The following is an 18,791-nucleotide window of genomic DNA, read 5'->3' on the forward strand; positions in this document are numbered from 1 at the left end:
CTGACACCAGCGAGAGGTAAGTACTTATGTCACAGCAATCAGAGGCTCCCCGGATGGCAACTGTCGATCCCGCAGCCCAGGACAACTACATTTATAACCGCCTGCTGAAAGAGCGCATCATCTGGCTCGGCTCTGAAGTCCGTGACGAGAACGCCAACGCCATCTGCTCGCAGCTCCTCCTCCTTTCGGCCGAGGATCCCGAGAAGGACATCTACCTTTACATCAACTCGCCCGGTGGTTCGGTCACTGCCGGTATGGCCATCTATGACACCATGCAGTTCATCCCGAACGATGTCGTGACGGTAGCCACCGGGTTGGCTGCCTCCATGGGCCAGTTCCTTCTGTCATCCGGTACCAAGGGAAAGCGCTACGCGACGCCAAATGCGCGCATCCTGATGCACCAGCCGTCCGGCGGCATCGGCGGAACGGCCTCCGACATCAAGATCCAGGCGGAACTTATCCTCCACATGAAGAAAGTCATGGCCGAGCTCACTGCAGATCAAACCGGGCAGACTGTGGAGACCATCCTCAAGGACAACGACCGCGACAAGTGGTTCACGGCCGCAGAAGCGCTGGAATACGGCTTTTTCGACAAGATCTCGGCGCACGCCGGCTCGGTTGCAGGCGGCGGTGGAACGGCTAACCAGGCGAACGGCGAGTCGAACTCCGAGAACTAACCGGCATCACGAACCACTGAAACCCCAGGAGTAAAGAACATGAACTACAACTTCGGATGGTCTGCCGGTAATCTCCCGTCCAGCCGCTATGTCCTGCCCCAGTTTGAAGAGCGCACGCCGTATGGCTTCAAGCGACAGGATCCCTACACCAAGCTCTTTGAGGACCGCATCATCTTCCTTGGGGTGCAGGTTGACGATGCTTCCGCGGACGACATCATGGCCCAGCTTCTGGTCCTTGAGTCAACGGACCCGGATCGCGACATCACGCTGTACATCAACTCGCCTGGTGGGTCGTTCACGGCCATGACGGCCATCTACGACACCATGCAGTACATCCGTCCGGAGATCCAGACGGTATGCCTCGGCCAGGCAGCCAGTGCGGCAGCCGTATTGCTCGCTGCAGGTACCCCGGGGAAGCGCTTGGCCCTGCCGAACGCCCGCGTGCTGATCCACCAGCCCGCCCTCTCCGGTGGCCAGGGCGGCCAGGCGTCGGACCTTGAGATCCAGGCGGCGGAAGTCATGCGCATGCGGACATGGCTCGAGGACACGCTGGCGCACCACTCAGGCCGGACGTCCGAGCAGGTCAACAATGACATTGAGCGCGACAAGATCCTGACCGCTGCCGAGGCGATGTCCTATGGGTTGATCGACCAGGTTCTCGATTCCCGGAAGATCAAGCCCCAGGCAATCACCCGATAGTAGCGGGAGACGGACAGCAAGAATCAGTAGTGCGCGCCGGTGCGGTTCGGGAAATGTGAACCGCACCGGCGTTCTCTTTCCACCGATGCACCCCATCGTGACCTAGAGTGGATGGTGTCACGGTGATGTTGGCCGCGGCTTCGCCGCACACTTGATGGCGGCGCTCAGCTGCATCACCCGTTTGCAACGAAGGGATTTCCACATGGCTCGGATTGGCGAGAGCACGGATCTGCTGAAGTGTTCTTTCTGCGGGAAGAGCCAAAAGCAGGTTCGGAAGCTGATTGCCGGGCCCGGTGTGTACATCTGCGATGAGTGCATCGAGTTGTGCAACGAGATCATCGAAGAGGAGTTGGCGGAGGTTTCTGACCTCGGCAGCTTCGAGTTGCCTAAGCCTCGCGAGATCTTCGACTTCCTGCAGGAATACGTCATTGGCCAGGAACCGGCCAAACGGTCTTTGGCTGTTGCCGTCTACAACCACTACAAGCGCATCCAAGCCGGCCACGCGCCGAAGTCCGGTAGCTTGGGCGAAGGCTCACATCACGAGGATGTGGAGATCGCCAAGTCGAACATCTTGCTGATAGGGCCTACCGGTTGCGGGAAAACCTATCTTGCCCAGACGCTCGCTCGCCGGCTCAACGTGCCGTTCGCCGTGGCCGATGCCACGGCTCTCACTGAGGCCGGTTATGTAGGTGAGGATGTTGAGAATATCCTCCTGAAGCTGATTCAGGCGGCGGACTACGACGTCAAAAAGGCCGAACAAGGCATTATCTATATCGACGAGATCGATAAGATCTCGCGTAAGAGCGAGAATCCCTCCATTACCCGGGATGTCTCCGGTGAAGGTGTGCAGCAAGCACTGTTGAAGATCTTGGAAGGCACGGTCGCCTCAGTACCGCCACAGGGCGGTCGGAAGCATCCGCATCAGGAGTTTATCCAAATCGATACCACTAACGTCCTGTTCATCGTCGCTGGCGCCTTCGCCGGCCTCGAGGACATCATTGGTTCCAGGTCCGGACGTAAAGGCATCGGTTTCGGGGCGCCTTTGAATGACTCCCGGGACAAGGTGGACACCTACGGCGAGGTCATGCCCGAGGACCTGTTGAAGTTCGGTCTGATCCCCGAGTTCATCGGTCGTCTCCCCGTGATCACCACTGTCTCAAGTTTGGACAGGCCCGCACTCATTCAGATTCTGTCCACACCCAAGAATGCCCTGGTGAAGCAGTACCAGAAGATGTTCCAGCTCGATGGAGTGGAGCTGCAATTCGATCAGGACGCGCTGGATGCCATCGCCGATCAGGCCCTTGAGCGTGGCACGGGCGCCCGTGGCTTGCGCGCCATCATGGAAGAAGTCCTGCTGCCTGTCATGTTCGATCTCCCCAGCCGGGACGATATCGGTGCGGTGGTCATCACGGCCGATGTAGTGAGCAAGAAGGCACAGCCCACCATGATTGCCCACGACGTCGTGGCGAAGCGCCGGAATAAGTCTGCCTAACCTTCTGTTTGGCTAAGCGAAGGGGTCTCCTCCGGGATTGACCCACAAACCCGTGTTTCCCAAGCTCCCAAGGAGTTACTGTGTCCGAAGATATTTCTGTGCCCGAAGACATCACTGCGCCCGTCACATCCACCAACAAGGCCGACTTCTGGTTCGACCCCATCTGTCCGTTCGCTTGGGTCACGTCCCGGTGGATCGGCGAAGTGGAACAGGTGCGCGGCATTGACACCGAGTGGCACGTCATGAGCCTGTCCGTCCTTAACGAGGATCGCGACCTCCCGGACGAGTACAGGGCCATGATGGACGAGAGTTGGGGCCCGGTTCGTGTGATCATTGCGGCTCAGGAACTGCACGGCAACAGCTACGTCAAAGCCTTGTACGACGCCATGGGTCAGCAGATCCACGATGAAGGCAACAAGGATCGGGCGGCCGTTATCCAGAAGGCGCTGGCCGAGGTGGGGCTCCCTGCCGATCTGGCCAGGTTCGCCGATTCCGATGAGTACGACACACAGCTCCGGGCCAGCCATGAGGCAGGTATCTCACTGGTGGGCCAAGATGTGGGAACTCCGGTGGTGGCCGTCAATGGCACCGCGTTTTTTGGTCCGGTACTCACCCGCATCCCGCGTGGCGAAGAAGCGGGTCAGCTATGGGACGCCACCGTCACACTCGCCGGATATCCGCATTTCTTTGAACTGAAGCGCAGCCGCACCGAGAGCCCCGAGTTCCACTAACCGGAGCCTCTGTCAGCCCTATTTGAGGAACCGTGACGTTCTTCGGTCCGCGAGGATTTTCCCGTTGGTCTGACAGGTTGCGCAATACTGCAGGGAGGTGTCCGCGAAGGACACCTCCCTGACTGTATCTCCGCACACCGGGCATGGCTGCCCGGTCCGTGCATGCACGCGGAAGTTACTGCGCTTGGTGTCCTTCAGTTCGTTGGATGGTTTTCCCGCGGCAGCGTTGACGGCTCCCACCAAAACTTCCTGCATCGACTCATAGAGGCGCGCCACAGTCTTTTGATCCAGAGACTTGGAGTTGGCGAAAGGGGATATTTTCGCGGCATGGAGGATCTCGTCGCTGTAGGCATTTCCAATGCCGGCGATGACGCTTTGGCTGCGCAACAGTCCTTTGATTTGCTGGGAGCTCGAAGCGAGAATCGCTGCGAGGGCGTCGACGTCGAAGTCAGGGCTGAGCGGTTCGGGTCCCAGGGTTGCGATCCCGGGCACTTCCTGCGGATCCCGGACCACATAGATGGCCAGGCTTTTCTTGGTTCCAGCTTCGGTCAGGTCCAAGCCTATGTGGGCATCATCGGAAGGTCTGTGAAGCAGGAGCCTCGCTGAGATGTTGCTTTTGCCCATGCGCAACCCGGCTGAGGACGGATGCTCTGTGTATCGAACCCAGCCGGCCTTTGCCAGGTGAAACACGAAGAAGAGCCCCTCGGTGTCGATGCAGACAAACTTCCCGAGCCGCTTCACCCCGCGGATTGTTCGGCCTTGGAGCTCAGTGTAGGGAGGGTCCGCGGTTTTGAGGGCTGAGAACGAATTTATTCGGACTTCGCTCAGCACGCTTCCATGGAGTTGCGTGTCCAGGTACATGCACAAGCCGTGCACTTCGGGCAGTTCCGGCATGGGTCATACTCTGCCACAAGATGGTCTTCCCGCGGCAGGGGAGGCGGCCCGAGAGGCCCGATGACGGCGCCCTGAACTACAGATGTGTAGTTCAGCCGAAGGCCTTGTGCATCCCCGTCAGCGGGACAACAATTGTTCTTACCCACTTCGAAAGATGAGGGACACGGAAACCGAAGATTCAGTGACATGCAACCAACGCAGCCTTTGGCAAAGTTGGAAGCAAGCTACCAGTGACGAGGTAGGAAGACCTGAAAGTCCAAGGATTCCGCCAGACTGTCAAGACGTCACCAGACAGCCGCAAAGTCGAAGCCCCACCAACGGCAAAACGCTGATGGGGCTTCCCCTTTGCCCAAAAACCAGGGCCTGTGGACTCGACCTGTGGACTCGACCTGTGACCTGTGTCCTAGGACGCGGGCGCTTCCTCTGCCGGAGCGAGGACAACGTCGCTGACGGTCAGATCGCCGTCGCCCGCCAGCAAAGCAATTTCCTGGGCGTTGGCGGCAGCCTTGAGGTCGCCCAAGCCGGCTTTGAGTTGTGCAATCAGCAGTTCCGATGCCGAGATGGACGCTGAGAGAACGGCCGTGCGCTGCTTTACCTTGGCCTCGGACTTCGCCTTGCGGATGCCGCTGAGGGCAACGCCCACAGTGCCCAGCATGGTGGTGTCGCCGTCGTTGATTTCCAGGGCCGCCGGCCACTGGGCGCGGTGGACGGAACCGTTACGCCACCAGCCCCAGACCTCCTCAGTGGCGAAGGGCAGGAACGGGGCGAACAACCGCAGCAGGGCATCGAGGGTGGTGGCAAGGGCCGCTAGGACCGAAGCCTGCTCCGCCTCACCTGCAGCACCGTACGCGCGGTCCTTGATGAGTTCCACGTAGTCGTCGGTGAACTGCCAGAAGAACGTTTCGGTGATCTGCAGGGCACGGGCGTAATCGTAGTTGTCGAACGCCTTGGTGGACTGCGCGACGACGTCGGACAACTGGGCGAGCAGGGCACGGTCCAGTGGGTTGGTCACGACCGACAGGTCGGACGTGGCCACTGAGTTTTCCGTAGCGCCAAGGTTGAGGACGAACTTGGATGCGTTGAGCAACTTGATGGCAAGGCGGCGGCCTATCTTCATCTGGGCGATCTCGTAGGCGGTATCGGCTCCCAGCTTGGCGGACGCAGCCCAGTAGCGCACGGCGTCGGATCCGTACTCGTTGAGCACATCAGTGGGCACCACAACATTGCCCTTGGACTTGGACATCTTCTTGCGGTCGGGGTCCAGGATCCAGCCGGAGATGGCAGCGTGCTTCCAAGGAGCGGTGTTCTGCAATGCGTCTGCGCGTACGGCAGACGAGAACAGCCAAGTGCGAATGATGTCGTGGCCCTGCGGGCGGAGGTCGAAGGGGAAGACCTTGGAGAACAGTTCTTCGTCCCGGCTCCAGCCACCCACGATCTGTGGTGTCAACGAAGAGGTAGCCCACGTGTCCAAGACATCGGCGTCGCCCGTGAACCCGTCGGCCTGATCGCGCTGCGACTCCTCATATCCCGGGGCAGCATCCGCGGCGGGGTCCACCGGGAGCATCTCATCGGAGGGCAGGATCGGGTTGTCGTAGTCCGGGTTGCCTTGGGCATCGAGGGGATACCAGACGGGAATCGGCACGCCGAAGAAGCGTTGGCGGGATACCAGCCAGTCACCGTTGAGGCCGGCGATCCAGTTCTCATAGCGGGAGCGCATGAACGCGGGGTGGAAGTCGATCTCCTGGCCGCGGCCGATCAGGCGTTCGCGGCGCTCCTCATCGCGGCCGCCGTTGCGGATGTACCACTGGCGGGACGTGACAACTTCAAGTGGCTTGTCGCCCTTCTCGAAGAAGTTCACGGGGTGGGTGATCTTCTTGGGTTCGCCATCGAGCAGGTCCGCGGCCTTGAGCAGGTCCACTACCGCTTCCTTGGCAGAGAAGGCAGTCTTGCCTGCGATGGCGGCGTAGGCTTCCTTCCCGGCCTCAGTGGTGATCCACTCCGGAGTTTCGGCAAGGATCCGGCCGTCACGGCCCATGATGGCCCGGGTGGGAAGCTGCAGCTCACGCCACCACGTGACATCGGTCAGGTCACCGAACGTACAGACCATTGCAATGCCGGAGCCTTTGTCCGCCTTTGCGAGCGGGTGTGCCTTGACTTCAAGCTCGACGTCGAACAGGGGAGACTTCACGGTCTTGCCGAACAAGGGCTGGTACCGCTCGTCGTCGGGGTTGGCAACCAAAGCCGCGCAAGCCGCGAGAAGTTCCGGCCGGGTGGTCTCGATGAAGATCTTCTCGCCGTCTTCGGTGAAGAACGGGTAGCGGTAGTAGGCACCCGCCACTTCGCGGTCTTCGAGCTCGGCCTGTGCCACGGCCGTGCGGAACGTTACGTCCCACAGCGTGGGGGCTTCGGCCATGTAGGCATCGCCGGCGGACAAGTTGGCCAGGAAAGCACGCTGGGAGACCGCCCGCGAGGTGTCGTCGATGGTTCGGTACGTCAGGTCCCAGTCCACGGACAAGCCAAGGGTCTGGAACAGGTTCTCGAAGACTTTTTCGTCCTCAACGGCAAGTTCCTCGCACAGTTCGATGAAGTTCTGGCGGGAAACGACGTCGAAATCGCGCTGGTTCTTAGCCGGCTGGGCCGGGGGAGTGTAGTCAGCTTTGTAAGGAATGGCAGGATCGCAACGCACACCGTAGTAGTTCTGGACGCGGCGCTCCGTTGGCAGGCCGTTGTCGTCCCAACCCATGGGGTAGAAGACGTTCTTCCCCGTCATGCGCATGTAGCGGGCCTGGACGTCGGTCTGGGTGAAGGAGAACATGTGGCCCACGTGGAGCGAGCCGGAAGCCGTAGGCGGGGGAGTGTCGATCGAGTAGACCTGCTCCCGGGTGGTGTCCGGGTTGAACTTGTAGGTTCCTTCTTCCAGCCAGCGCTGCGTCAGAGCAGCCTCCAGGCCTTCAAGGGCCGGCTTGTCGGGAACGTTGATCGGGGCGGTGGCGGGCGTGTCTGTACCCTGCGTTGATTCAGCCATGGACCAATTGTTTCATGGGTTCCTGCCTGCTGAATCTCACGGGTTAGCCAGCCGATGGCATTGCGCGCCGGATATGGTGGTTCCATGACTTTGCCTTCACACAACAACTCCGCAGCGTTGAACAAAACCGCCGTCGTCACGGGCGCCAGCACCGGCATCGGCGAGGCGACGGTCAGGGCCTTGGCCGACGCAGGATGGAAGGTATTCGCGGTGGCACGCAGGGCCGACCGGCTCCAGGCGTTAGGTACCCAGACCGGAGCGGTTCCGTTCGCTGCGGATATCACGCACGACGACGACGTCGCGGCCCTGCTCGCGGCGGTCACCGAAGCCGGAGGTGCTGACACCCTCATCAACATCGCCGGCGGCGCTCGTGGTGCGGACACTATCGCCAATGCCGATAGCGAAGATTGGGACTGGATGTACAAGGTGAACGTCCTTGGCACCATGAAGATCACCAGGGCCTTCCTACCGATGCTGCGCGAGAACGGCGAGGGCACGGTTCTGAACCTGACTTCCACCGCTGCGCTCGCGGCGTACGAGGGCGGCGGCGGCTATAACGCCGCCAAATTCGCCCAGCACGCCATGACCAACGCGTTGCGCCTGGAAGAAGTGGGCAACAACCTGAGGGTTATCGAAGTAGCGCCAGGCTTGGTCTACACCGAGGAATTCGCACTGAACCGGCTCGGGGACAAAGAAGCGGCCGCAAAGGTCTACGCCGGGGTAGAGAAGCCCCTCACCGCCCAGGACGTGGCCGACGTCGTCAAGTACGCAGTCTCCTTGCCGCATCACATCAACTTGGACCACATCACCGTGCGCCCCGTGGCCCAGGCGGCCAACCATAAGCTGATCCGCAAAGAGGGCTAAAGCACCCACGAAGGTCGCTGCAGGCTCACGGGCGGCCGAGTAGAGCCCAACGCTCCGCTGCCGCTAGACTAAAAGGACCAGCTTCGACCCGGCTATCACCGGTGAGCTTCCGGAAGAACGGCACAGAACGCCCGGCGGGAAACCGTATGAGCATCCAAGCCAAGTAGAACCGGACGGGTAAGCCCGTCACAGCAGTAATGAGCGGCCGGATCGTCATGTTCCGGTAAGTGAGGTGGTACCGCGGTACCCGTGTCGCTGACAAGCGGAACAGGAGCCGTCCTCGCATCCTGACAGTCCACCAGCTATCACAGGATATGAGATGACCCACTACCCCAAGGCCTCAGCGTCTTCTTCCGGCACGCACGGCGTGTCCGCTTCCGTGAAGTTCCCGGAAATCGAAGAACGCATCCTCAAATACTGGGATGAAGACGGCACCTTCCAAGCCAGCATCGACCAGCGCGACACCGATCTTCCCGGTGGGACGGCCGGCAGCAACGAATTCGTCTTCTACGACGGCCCTCCCTTCGCTAATGGCCTGCCGCACTACGGCCACCTGCTGACCGGCTACGCCAAAGACCTCGTCGGCCGCTACCAGACCCAGCGCGGCAAGCGCGTGGAGCGCCGCTTCGGCTGGGACACCCACGGGCTGCCGGCCGAGCTCGAAGCCATGAAGCAACTGGGCATGACGGACAAGACCCAGATCGAGGCCATGGGCATCGACAAATTCAATGACGCCTGCCGCGCCTCCGTCATGAAGTACGCCAATGAGTGGAAGGCCTACGTCACCCGCCAAGCCCGTTGGGTCGACTTCGAGAATGACTACAAGACCCTCAACGTCGAGTACATGGAGTCGGTTCTCTGGGCATTCAAGCAGCTGCACGAGAAGGGCTTGACCTACAACGGCTACCGCGTCCTGCCGTACTGCTGGAAAGACGAGACGCCGCTCTCCAACCATGAACTCCGCATGGATGATGATGTCTACAAGAACCGCCAGGACCAGACAGTCACAGTAACCTTCCCCATCAAGGCGGGGGAATCCGAACTTTCCAAGGAACTGGGCGGTGTACAGGCGCTCGCCTGGACCACCACGCCCTGGACGCTGCCTACCAACGCTGCGCTCGCCGTCGGGCCTGACATCTCCTACGCGGTCTTGCCTGCGGGACCGAACGGCATCAAGGCCGCTTCGGCGGAGGCGCCGGTAACTGGCAGCTTCTTGCTGGCTGCCGACCTCTTGGGGTCCTACGCCAAGGATTTGGGCTACGGTGACGGGGCCGACGGCGTGGCTGCCGCAGCGGGCGCTGTTACGGCCACCTACGAGGGTTCCGAGCTGGAAGGGCTCGAGTACGAGCCGCTGTGGGATGACTTTGCCGATACTGAAAAGTACGGCACCCAGAACGCTTGGCGCATCCTGGTGGCCGAGTACGTCACCACCACCGACGGCACGGGCATCGTTCACCAGGCTCCGGCCTATGGTGAGGACGACCAGAAGGTTTGTGAAGAAGCCGGAATTCCGGTGGTCCTGTCCGTGGACGAGGGCGCCAAATTCCTTCCCTTGTTCGCCCACGGCCGCCTCGCGGACATCGTGGGCCTCCAGGTCTTTGAAGCCAACAAGCCCATCACCCAGGTGCTCCGGGCCGACGGGCGCCTGGTCCGCCAGGCCAGCTATGAGCACAGCTACCCGCACTGCTGGCGCTGCCGGAACCCGCTGATCTACCGCGCCGTTTCCTCTTGGTATGTGGAAGTCACCAAGTTCAAGGACCGCATGTCCGAGCTGAACCAGGAGATCAACTGGATCCCCGGTAACGTCAAGGACGGCCAGTTCGGCAAATGGTTGGAAAATGCCCGCGACTGGTCCATCAGCCGTAACAGGTACTGGGGTTCACCCATCCCTGTGTGGCAGTCCGATGACCCCGAGTACCCACGCACCGATGTCTATGGTTCGCTTGCCGACCTCGAAGCCGACTTTGGCCGCCTTCCGCTCAACAACGAGGGACAGGTGGACCTGCACCGCCCGTTCATCGACGAACTGACCCGGCCCAACCCGGACGATCCGCGGACACCGGAAGAGGGACAGTCCACCATGCGCCGCGTGGAGGATGTCCTGGATGTCTGGTTCGACTCCGGCTCCATGCCCTATGGCCAGGTGCACTACCCATTCCAGAACGAGGAGTGGTTCGACACCCACAACCCGGCCGACTTCATCGTGGAGTACATCGGCCAGACCCGTGGCTGGTTCTACATGCTGCACATCCTGTCCACGGCGTTGTTCGACCGTCCGGCCTTCCGGAACGTCATCAGCCACGGCATCGTGCTGGGCTCCGATGGGCAGAAGATGTCCAAGAGCCTGCGGAATTACCCGGATGTGTCCGAGGTCCTGGACCGCGACGGCTCGGATGCGATGCGGTGGTTCCTCATGTCCAGTCCCATCCTCCGCGGTGGGAACCTGGTGGTCACCGAGCAGGGCATCCGGGACGGTGTCCGCCAGGTCATCCTTCCGTTGTGGAACGTCTACAGCTTCTTTACTCTGTATACCAATGCTGCCAACGGTGGTTCCGGTTACGACGCCAAGCTGCGCTACGACGGCTACGCCGACACCTTGGACCAGTACCTCATGGCCAACACCGGCGACCTGGTGCGCAACGTCACCGCCAACCTGGACAGCTACGACATCTCCGGGGCCTGCGACGAGTTGCGCAGTTACTTGGACATGCTGACCAACTGGTACGTGCGCCGCAGCCGCCAGCGCTTTTTCGATGAGGACGTTGATGCCTTCGATGCGCTGTACACCGCATTGGAGACCATCTGCCGGGTGGCGGCGTCGTTGCTGCCATTGGTGACCGAGGAGATCTGGCGCGGCCTGACCCGTGGGCGTTCTGTGCACCTGGCCGACTGGCCTGACGATGCGCTGTTCCCGTCGGACGCGGACCTGGTCGAGGCCATGGACCGGGTGCAGCAGATCTGCTCCACGGGCTCGAGCCTGCGGAAGGGCGCCAACCTGCGCGTTCGGCTCCCGCTGCAGGAGCTGACGGTCGTGGCACCCGGCGCGGATGCGCTGGAAGGCTTCGCCGCCGTCGTCGCCGATGAACTGAACCTGCGTTCCGTGCGCCTGCTTGACGCCGCTACGGCGTCGCCGGAGGAGTTTGGCATCCAGCAGAAGCTGGTGGTCAACGCCCGTGCCGCCGGCCCTCGCTTGGGCAAGAACGTGCAGCAGGCCATCAAGGGCTCCAAATCCGGCGATTGGTCAGTCAATGACGCCGGTGTGGTTGTGGCCGGCGGGCTTGAGCTCGAGCCCGAGGAATACACGTTGGAGACCGTCGTGGCGGAAGCGTCCGACGGCGGTGCTGCCGCCAGCAAAGCGGTGGCCGTTTTGCCGGGCGGGGGTTTCGTGGTCCTCAACACCGAGGTCACTCCTGAGCTCGCCGCAGAGGGCCTGGCCCGCGACATGGTCCGTGCCATCCAGCAAGCACGCAAGGATGCCGGGCTCAACGTCAGTGACCGGATCAGGACCTCGGTGGAGGCTGCCCAGGACGTTGTCGATGCCCTCAACGCCAATGCCGAACTGGTCAAAACCGAGACCCTGAGCCTCGAACTCGAGGTTCTGCTGGCCGGCGTCGATGAACCGCAGGTCACCGTGACCAAGGCAGGAGCCTGATCCATGACTGACGAATTCTCTGTTGAAAGCGTGTACGCGGAACTTTTGGGCCGCGCACCGGAAAACAAGATGGAGCCTCGCCTTGCTCCGTTGTTCCGTGCCATGGACGTGCTGGGGGAGCCGAACAAGGCCTACCCGATCATCCACATCACAGGCACTAACGGAAAGACCTCCACTGCGCGCATGATCGAGGCCGGGCTACGTGCCCACGGCCTGAGCACGGGCCGCTACACCAGCCCGCACCTGTCCAGGGTGACGGAGCGGATCAGCATTGACGGCGAGCCCGTGCCGGACGCAACGTTCGTGCGGATCTGGGACGAGATCCGGCCGTATTTGGAAATCGTTGATAGCGAACTCGAAGCTAAAGGCGAGCCGCGCCTGACCTACTTTGAGTGCCTGACCATTCTCGGATTTGCTGTTTTTGCTGACCAGCCCGTAAATGTAGCGGTCATAGAGGTAGGCCTTGGGGGCATCACTGATGCCACCAATGTCGGTGACGGGCAGGTCTCCGTCATAACGCCGATTTCGCTCGACCATACGGACCTTTTGGGCGACACCACCGAGGACATTGCGTACGAGAAAGCCGGAATCATCAAGCCGGGCGGCTTCTTGGTGAGTGCGGCCCAGCCGGTGGACGCGGCGCAGGTCCTCCTGGAAAAGGCCCGTGAGGTGGATGTGCCGTTCCGCTTCGAGGGCGTTGAATTCGGCGTGGAGTCACGCAGCGTCGCTGTTGGTGGACAGGTGCTGACCATCCAGGGACTAGCCGGGCGCTACGAGGACCTCTTGCTTCCGCTCCATGGAGCCCACCAAGCCGAGAACGCCGCTGTTGCCGTGGCCGCTTTGGAAGCATTCTTCGGTGGGGGAGAGAAAGAGCTCGACGGCGAAGTCCTCAAGGAGGCGTTTGGTAACGTCACCTCGCCGGGCAGGTTGGAAGTAGTGCGGACCGCCCCGACCGTGGTGGTGGATGCGGCCCACAATCCGGAGGGAATCCGTGTTTCTGCGGAGGCAATCCAAGAGGCCTTCAGTTTCAGCAAGCTCGTGGTGGTTGTCGGGGTCCTGCGTGAGAAGGACGCCGAGGAAATCCTGAAGACCCTGAAGGAATCCCTTGGCGGCCTCGCCGAGGAATTCTGCTTCACCCAGTCGAACTCGGCCCGCGCCGTACCCGCAGCGGAACTGGCTGAGCTCGCCGTCGACCTCGGCTTCGGCGAGGACAACGTGCATATAGCCGAAAAGCTCGACGACGCCCTTGAATGGGCCGTTGAGCGCGCCGAATCCAATGACGACCTCGCTGGCGGCGTGCTGGTGACCGGCTCGATCACGGTTGTTGCCGAGGCTCGGATCCTTCTCGGAAAGGCCGGCGCCTGACCATGGTGAAAATGACCAAAGCACAGCGTGAGTGGCGCCCGGGTATGCCCAAGAAGCGACGCTCCACCAAAGTGATGTTCGCTTCCACCGTCCTCCTGCTCGAAGCCTTTGTGGCGTTCTTCGGAACGCTGGTGGTCTTTGGCCTGAAGCGTGGCGAAGTGAGTCCAGCGATCATCCTTGGGGTCGGCATAGCCTTGGCGGTGGTGTTGATCGCGGCGTGCGCCGTGTTGTCCCGCCCGTGGGGGATCGGCGTCGGCTGGATTTTGCAGGTAGTGCTGATCCTGACCGGTTTGGCTGAGCCCACCATGTTCGTGGTCGGAATCCTGTTCGCGATCTGCTGGTGGTACGGGATCCGGACGGGGATCAGGATCGACCGGGAAGTGGCACAGCGGGACCGGGAACAAGCGGAATGGACCGCTGCCCACAATGACGGGACTGACCCGCAAACCCCGTAAACTGGCTGGGAAACCCACTAACCAACCGTATTGGAGCAACTGTGAGCATTGAACGGACCCTTGTCCTGGTCAAGCCCGACGGCGTCGCGCGCAACTTGAGTGGCAGCATCCTGGCCCGGATCGAAGCCAAGGGCTACACCTTGGCAGAGCTGAAGAAGGTCAACGCAACCCGCGAACTGCTGGAACAGCACTATGAGGAACACGTGGGCAAGCCGTTCTACGAGCCACTGGTTGAATTCATGCTCAGCGGACCGGTCATCGCTGCCGTCTTCGAGGGGCATCGCGTGATCGAAGGCTTCCGTTCGTTGGCAGGGACCACGGACCCGACGACGGCGGCACCCGGCACCATTCGCGGTGACTTCGGCCGTGACTGGGGCCTTGCCGTCCAGCAGAACCTGGTCCACGGCTCAGATTCGGTCGAATCCGCCGAGCGCGAGATCAAGATCTGGTTCGCAAGCTAAGAACGCTTTTCGAGGTGAAAGTAAAGGCCAATGTTCATGACGAACATTGGCCTTTACTGTCGCCTCGAGTACTGTCACCTCGCGGGCATTTTCGGAGGGGTCAGTAACCGGAGGTGCCGGCAAACACGTGGAGGAAAGCGAAGAAGATCGTGGCGATGACGGCTACGTAGAGCAAGGCCACGATGATCCACCCTGTATCGCCGAGCAGTTTTACCAGACCGGCAGGAGCTGGGATGACTCCGTGGGAAATGTTCCGGACGGTCACCCAGACAAACATGGGAATCATGATTGACCAGACCACCATGCAGAGCGGGCAAAGTATGTTGATGACGTACAGGGCTTGGGACCATAGCCACACAACAAAGATGAACCCCAGGGTCACGCCTGTTTGCAGGCCCAACCAGTACCAGCGCCCGAACTTTGCACCGGCCAGAAGTCCCATGGCGGTGGTGATGATGATGGCGAAAGCAACGATTCCGATGAACATATTGGGGAAGCCGAACACCGAGCTCTGCGGCGTCTTCATCACTTCCCCGCAGGAAACCCAGGGATTCACATCGCAGACGGTGATGTGGTTGGGGTCCTTGAGCACATCGAGCTTTTCCAAGACCAAGTCCCCGGATGCGAGCCAACCGATAATGCCGGTAATGAGCAACAGCCAGCCAAAGGGCTTATCCCGAACCATCCGGGGCAGTGACTTCGGTGCCGCCTCAGCTTGGCTGGACGTGTTTTCTGCCCTGGTGGAAGCTTGATTGCCCAGGTTTTCCCTGGCGGTGCTTGGCATCGCGGATGTAGTCCTTTTCAAAAAGTGGCCCGGCCTGCCCCGGAACGGCTCTTGGGAGGATTCTAACGGTAGAGGCTGGGGGCAACCCCGAGGCATGCGCAGCCAGGCGACACAGCGGGCTTCCGGTGAACTACGTGGTGATGTGAGAGAATGAACATGGCTGGAAGCCGATCCACATGCGGGTTCCGGTCCGGTGGCTTGTTCCCAAGACCGCCAGCATGAGCAGGGCATGCCCGGATCTGGTGATCCTCGGTAGGCCCGCCAGAACGCTGGACGGCACCTGGTTGTTAAAGCAAAACAACGGGTTTCGGAGCAAAACTGCCGGCCTTCGAGGGCTGCCGCACCCCAATGATGGTGCGAACCGGAAGGCATACTACTGACTTCTGTCAACGCCTGCGGGTTTTGACAATAAATGCCCCACCGGGCGCCGGATGTGGCGGTGTCGCTGGGGCAGGAGCGTTGCCACATATGGATAATGACCAAGTTGTAGCTGTTAACGACGAAGCAACCCCCGCGGAAACCGCGGACGTGCCTAAGAAAGCCACCCGGACCCGCCGCAAGGCTGCGCCAAAGGCGACCGTCGAGGCCGCCGCGGACTCGACGGCGGAAGCAACGGTCGTCGAGGCTGGGGCTCAGGAGCCTATTGCCGAGGCCTCAGCGCCCGTTCGCAGGACAAGGTCCCGCAAGAAGGCCGAACCCACTGAGCCGTTGCCTGGCCTCGGCGAGGAAGCCGCCGTCGTGCCCGAAGCTGCTGCCGAATCCCAGCCCGAAGCGCCTGCTGAAGCTGCCCCCGAAAAGCCTGTACGCCGTCGTCGGACCGCAAAGCCCAAGGTCGAGGCCGCAGAGGCGCCCGTAGCCGAAGAAGCTGCCCCTGAAGAGGCGGCGGAAATAACGACGCCGACTGCAGCAGACACGCAGGAACCCGCACCAGAGCAGGAGCAGGAACCGGCACCGGAGCAGGAAGCAACTGCGTCCGCCTCGACGTCCCTCTTCCTTGAGCCGGTCTCCATCACGTCCATGATTTTCCAGGCCCCCGACCTGACGACCGTGCCGCGCGTTGTGGCGCCGGGGGATAAGCCGAGCGACCCGGAAGAAGCGGCTGAGGCCGTGGCGGACGATGAGCTTGAAGATGCAGGCAGCCGCCGTCGTCGCCGGAGCCGTGGCCGCAGGGGCCGTCGGGGGACCGAACGGGAAGAGAACGATGCTCCCGAGGATTCCGCTGAGCCCGAGTCCGATGATGAGGACGCCCCGGGAGCGGAAGCACTTGAGGAAGGCGTGACGTCGCGTCGTCGTCGTCGTCGTCGCCGTGGCGACCAAGACCTCGAACTGACCGGTGGGACCGATGACGACCCGCCCAACACGGTGACACGGGTCCGCGCGCCGCGCCCGGTCACGGAGGCTGCGCCGTCCAACCGTGTCACCAGCGTCAAGGGGTCCACGCGGCTTGAGGCCAAGAAGCAAAGGCGCCGTGAGTCCCGCGAGACCGGACGCCGCCGCCAGGTCATCACGGAGGCGGAGTTCCTTGCCCGCCGTGAGTCCGTGGACCGGCAAATGATCGTCCGTCAGCGCGACGACAGGATTCAGATTGCCGTCCTGGAGGATGGCGTGCTGGCAGAGCACTTCGTGTCCAAAACCCAGCAGGACTCCCTGATCGGGAACGTCTATCTGGGCAAGGTCCAGAATGTGCTGCCCTCCATGGAAGCTGCGTTTGTTGACATCGGACGCGGCCGGAATGCCGTGCTGTACGCAGGCGAGGTCAATTGGGACGCCGTCAACCTCGAAGGCCAACCCCGGCGGATCGAAAATGCGCTGAAGTCCGGTGACTCCGTGCTGGTCCAGGTGACCAAGGACCCGGTGGGACATAAGGGCGCCAGGCTGACGAGCCAGATTTCCCTGCCCGGGCGCTACCTGGTGTACGTGCCGGGCGGTTCGATGACCGGTATCTCACGCAAGCTTCCCGACGTCGAACGCAACCGCCTCAAGCGGATCCTGAAGGACCGTTTGCCCGAACACGCCGGCGTTATCGTCCGGACAGCTGCCGAGGGAGCCTCGGAAGAAGAGTTGACCCATGACATCAACCGCTTGCGCGCACAGTGGGATGGCATCGAGGGCCAAGCGTCCTCAACCAAGGTTTTGGCGCCGGAACTGCTCTATGGCGAACCGGACCTCACTATTAAGGTTGTCCGCGACGTCTTCAACGAGGACTTCTCCAAGCTGATTGTCTCGGGCGACGACGCGTGGGACACCATCGAGGCCTATGTGACCTACGTTGCGCCTGACTTGGTGGGACGTTTGGAAAAGTGGACCAAGGACCAGGATATTTTTGCTGCCTGGCGCATCGACGAGCAGATCCACAAGGCACTCGAGCGCAAGGTCTTCCTCCCCTCAGGTGGCTCTTTGGTCATCGACCGCACCGAGGCGATGACCGTGGTGGACGTCAACACCGGGAAGTTCACCGGCAGCGGCGGAAACCTTGAGGAAACAGTCACCAAGAACAACCTTGAAGCCGCTGAAGAAGTAGTGCGCCAGCTGCGCTTGCGGGATATCGGCGGCATCATCGTGATCGACTTCATCGACATGGTGCTGGAGTCCAACCGTGACTTGGTTCTCCGGCGCATGGTGGAGTGCCTCGGGCGGGACCGTACCAAGCACCAAGTGGCAGAGGTGACTTCCCTCGGGCTGGTCCAGATGACCCGCAAACGCATGGGAACCGGCCTGCTTGAGGTCTTTGGCGAGCAGTGTGAACACTGCGCTGGCCGCGGCATCGTGACCCATGACGAACCTGTGGAACACCGCCGCGCCAATGTGGTGGCAGCCGAGCATCACCGGCCCAGCGCTGAGGCCCAGCCTCCCGCTGCCCGGACCGATCGCAAGCGTCGCCGCGGCAAGGGTGGGGGACAAGGGCCTGTGGAAGCCGCTGTTCCAGCCCACATGCCTGCGCCGGCACCTTCGGCACCCACGGAAAGCCAGGACCCGGTGCGCCAGGCCAAGGCGGAGGCCACAAGGGCGGCGCTGGCGACTATCGCAGCTGCGGCACATGCCGCGCACCTGCACGACGACGAGGTTCACCGCACTGAGGAGCTGGCGCACCGCCAAGGCGAATCCGGCGAGCCCGTTTCGGGAACCACCCAGACCGGACTGCCCGATGCAGAGCCTGCCGCGGGCGAGGTCTCCGAGACCCGTTCAACCCCGGTTCTGCGATTTGGCGGCGAGGAAGTTGCCCTTCCGTTCGTCGAACACCACGAGGAACCAGCGGTCAAGCCGGCCATGAGCTTGGACCTTTTGGCTGAGGCCTTCTCTCATCTGGGAGAGGCTCCGGCGTCCGCAGAACAGGCACCCGCAGGACACGAACCGGCTGAACAGGCACCCGCCGCAGCGGAGCCCGAAACATCGGCTCCCGGCCCGCAGCAGGACCTTGGCCGTGCCCCTGCTTCCGGGTCGCGCCGCGGCCGCCGTAACCGCAGCGCCAGCAGGGCCCAAGGAGCTGCCAACGAGACAAGCGTGGAGCACACAGTGGGCGCCGCTTCCGGCGGATCGGCCCACGAGGCAAAGGCTCCGGCCGAGCCCGCCAAGAAAGCTTCATCGGATGAGCCCATCATCCTCGGAGTCGGCGTACCGGCGTCGGAACTGTAGCGCAAACACCTGAAGGACCCGGCAACTCCGCCTACGCGGAGTTGCCGGGTCCTTTGCCG

13 protein-coding genes are annotated in these 18,791 nt (G+C 61.9%); 10 read left to right on the forward strand and 3 right to left on the reverse strand.

Annotation, left to right across the window (positions count from 1 at the left end; all coding sequences use genetic code 11):
* Nucleotides 1–53: 53 nt before the first annotated feature.
* The 4 genes from QRN04_RS13100 to QRN04_RS13115 all read left to right on the forward strand — a co-directional run bounded on the left by QRN04_RS13100 (nucleotide 54) and on the right by QRN04_RS13115 (nucleotide 3,599).
* Complete coding sequence (locus QRN04_RS13100; RefSeq protein ID WP_284976515.1) at nucleotides 54–677, forward strand: ATP-dependent Clp protease proteolytic subunit; 624 nt, start codon at nucleotides 54–56, stop codon at nucleotides 675–677.
* Nucleotides 678–716: 39 nt separating this feature from the next.
* The gene (locus QRN04_RS13105; protein ID WP_284976463.1) at nucleotides 717–1,376 is read left to right on the forward strand and encodes an ATP-dependent Clp protease proteolytic subunit; all 660 of its coding nucleotides are present in this window, start codon (nucleotides 717–719) and stop codon (nucleotides 1,374–1,376) included.
* A 202-nt stretch (nucleotides 1,377–1,578) separates the two neighbouring features.
* Complete coding sequence (gene clpX / locus QRN04_RS13110; RefSeq protein ID WP_284976464.1) at nucleotides 1,579–2,868, forward strand: ATP-dependent Clp protease ATP-binding subunit ClpX; 1,290 nt, start codon at nucleotides 1,579–1,581, stop codon at nucleotides 2,866–2,868.
* An 80-nt stretch (nucleotides 2,869–2,948) separates the two neighbouring features.
* Nucleotides 2,949–3,599 (forward strand): mycothiol-dependent nitroreductase Rv2466c family protein, encoded by a 651-nt coding sequence (locus tag QRN04_RS13115; RefSeq protein ID WP_502868794.1) that lies wholly within the window; start codon nucleotides 2,949–2,951, stop codon nucleotides 3,597–3,599.
* Nucleotides 3,600–3,617: 18 nt separating this feature from the next.
* Here QRN04_RS13115 and QRN04_RS13120 read toward each other — a convergent pair whose 3' ends face one another.
* Complete coding sequence (locus QRN04_RS13120; protein ID WP_284976465.1) at nucleotides 3,618–4,493, reverse strand: Fpg/Nei family DNA glycosylase; 876 nt, start codon at nucleotides 4,491–4,493, stop codon at nucleotides 3,618–3,620.
* Nucleotides 4,494–4,896: 403 nt separating this feature from the next.
* Complete coding sequence (gene valS / locus QRN04_RS13125) at nucleotides 4,897–7,518, reverse strand: valine--tRNA ligase (protein ID WP_284976466.1); 2,622 nt, start codon at nucleotides 7,516–7,518, stop codon at nucleotides 4,897–4,899.
* An 84-nt stretch (nucleotides 7,519–7,602) separates the two neighbouring features.
* Between valS and QRN04_RS13130 the strand changes: the two genes are divergently transcribed.
* The 5 genes from QRN04_RS13130 (at nucleotide 7,603) to ndk (ending at nucleotide 14,315) form a co-directional block, all read left to right on the forward strand.
* Nucleotides 7,603–8,382: an SDR family oxidoreductase gene (locus QRN04_RS13130; RefSeq protein ID WP_284976467.1), complete on the forward strand. Its 780-nt coding sequence runs from the start codon at nucleotides 7,603–7,605 to the stop codon at nucleotides 8,380–8,382.
* A 319-nt stretch (nucleotides 8,383–8,701) separates the two neighbouring features.
* Nucleotides 8,702–12,034, forward strand: a complete 3,333-nt coding sequence (gene ileS / locus QRN04_RS13135) for an isoleucine--tRNA ligase (RefSeq protein ID WP_284976468.1) — start codon at nucleotides 8,702–8,704, stop codon at nucleotides 12,032–12,034.
* Between the two features lie 3 nt (nucleotides 12,035–12,037).
* Complete coding sequence (locus QRN04_RS13140) at nucleotides 12,038–13,399, forward strand: bifunctional folylpolyglutamate synthase/dihydrofolate synthase (protein WP_284976469.1); 1,362 nt, start codon at nucleotides 12,038–12,040, stop codon at nucleotides 13,397–13,399.
* Between the two features lie 2 nt (nucleotides 13,400–13,401).
* Nucleotides 13,402–13,854, forward strand: a complete 453-nt coding sequence (locus QRN04_RS13145) for a DUF4233 domain-containing protein (RefSeq protein WP_284976470.1) — start codon at nucleotides 13,402–13,404, stop codon at nucleotides 13,852–13,854.
* A gap of 41 nt (nucleotides 13,855–13,895) precedes the next feature.
* The gene (gene ndk, locus QRN04_RS13150; RefSeq protein WP_261607945.1) at nucleotides 13,896–14,315 is read left to right on the forward strand and encodes a nucleoside-diphosphate kinase; all 420 of its coding nucleotides are present in this window, start codon (nucleotides 13,896–13,898) and stop codon (nucleotides 14,313–14,315) included.
* Nucleotides 14,316–14,415: 100 nt separating this feature from the next.
* Here the strand turns inward: ndk and QRN04_RS13155 are convergent, their stop codons facing one another.
* A complete protein-coding gene (locus QRN04_RS13155) occupies nucleotides 14,416–15,099 on the reverse strand; it encodes a vitamin K epoxide reductase family protein (protein ID WP_284976471.1) in 684 nt (227 codons plus the stop codon).
* 468 nt (nucleotides 15,100–15,567) lie between these two features.
* On the opposite strand from QRN04_RS13155, the gene QRN04_RS13160 reads away from it, so the two are divergent.
* Nucleotides 15,568–18,732, forward strand: coding sequence for an Rne/Rng family ribonuclease (locus QRN04_RS13160; protein ID WP_284976472.1), 3,165 nt, complete (start codon nucleotides 15,568–15,570; stop codon nucleotides 18,730–18,732).
* Nucleotides 18,733–18,791 lie beyond the last annotated feature (59 nt).

The sequence above is a fragment of the Arthrobacter sp. efr-133-TYG-104 genome, from assembly GCF_030208915.1.
Taxonomy (GTDB): Bacteria; Actinomycetota; Actinomycetes; order Actinomycetales; family Micrococcaceae; genus Arthrobacter.

Coding starts and splice junctions, on each gene's coding strand:
- QRN04_RS13160 (WP_284976472.1), top strand. CDS start 15,568: ATGGATAATGACCAAGTTGTAGCTGTTAACGACGAAGCAACCCCCGCG.
- QRN04_RS13140 (WP_284976469.1), top strand. CDS start 12,038: ATGACTGACGAATTCTCTGTTGAAAGCGTGTACGCGGAACTTTTGGGC.
- valS (WP_284976466.1), bottom strand. CDS start 7,518: ATGGCTGAATCAACGCAGGGTACAGACACGCCCGCCACCGCCCCGATC.
- QRN04_RS13130 (WP_284976467.1), top strand. CDS start 7,603: ATGACTTTGCCTTCACACAACAACTCCGCAGCGTTGAACAAAACCGCC.
- QRN04_RS13100 (WP_284976515.1), top strand. CDS start 54: ATGGCAACTGTCGATCCCGCAGCCCAGGACAACTACATTTATAACCGC.
- QRN04_RS13105 (WP_284976463.1), top strand. CDS start 717: ATGAACTACAACTTCGGATGGTCTGCCGGTAATCTCCCGTCCAGCCGC.
- clpX (WP_284976464.1), top strand. CDS start 1,579: ATGGCTCGGATTGGCGAGAGCACGGATCTGCTGAAGTGTTCTTTCTGC.
- QRN04_RS13145 (WP_284976470.1), top strand. CDS start 13,402: ATGGTGAAAATGACCAAAGCACAGCGTGAGTGGCGCCCGGGTATGCCC.
- QRN04_RS13155 (WP_284976471.1), bottom strand. CDS start 15,099: ATGCCAAGCACCGCCAGGGAAAACCTGGGCAATCAAGCTTCCACCAGG.
- ileS (WP_284976468.1), top strand. CDS start 8,702: ATGACCCACTACCCCAAGGCCTCAGCGTCTTCTTCCGGCACGCACGGC.
- QRN04_RS13120 (WP_284976465.1), bottom strand. CDS start 4,493: ATGCCGGAACTGCCCGAAGTGCACGGCTTGTGCATGTACCTGGACACG.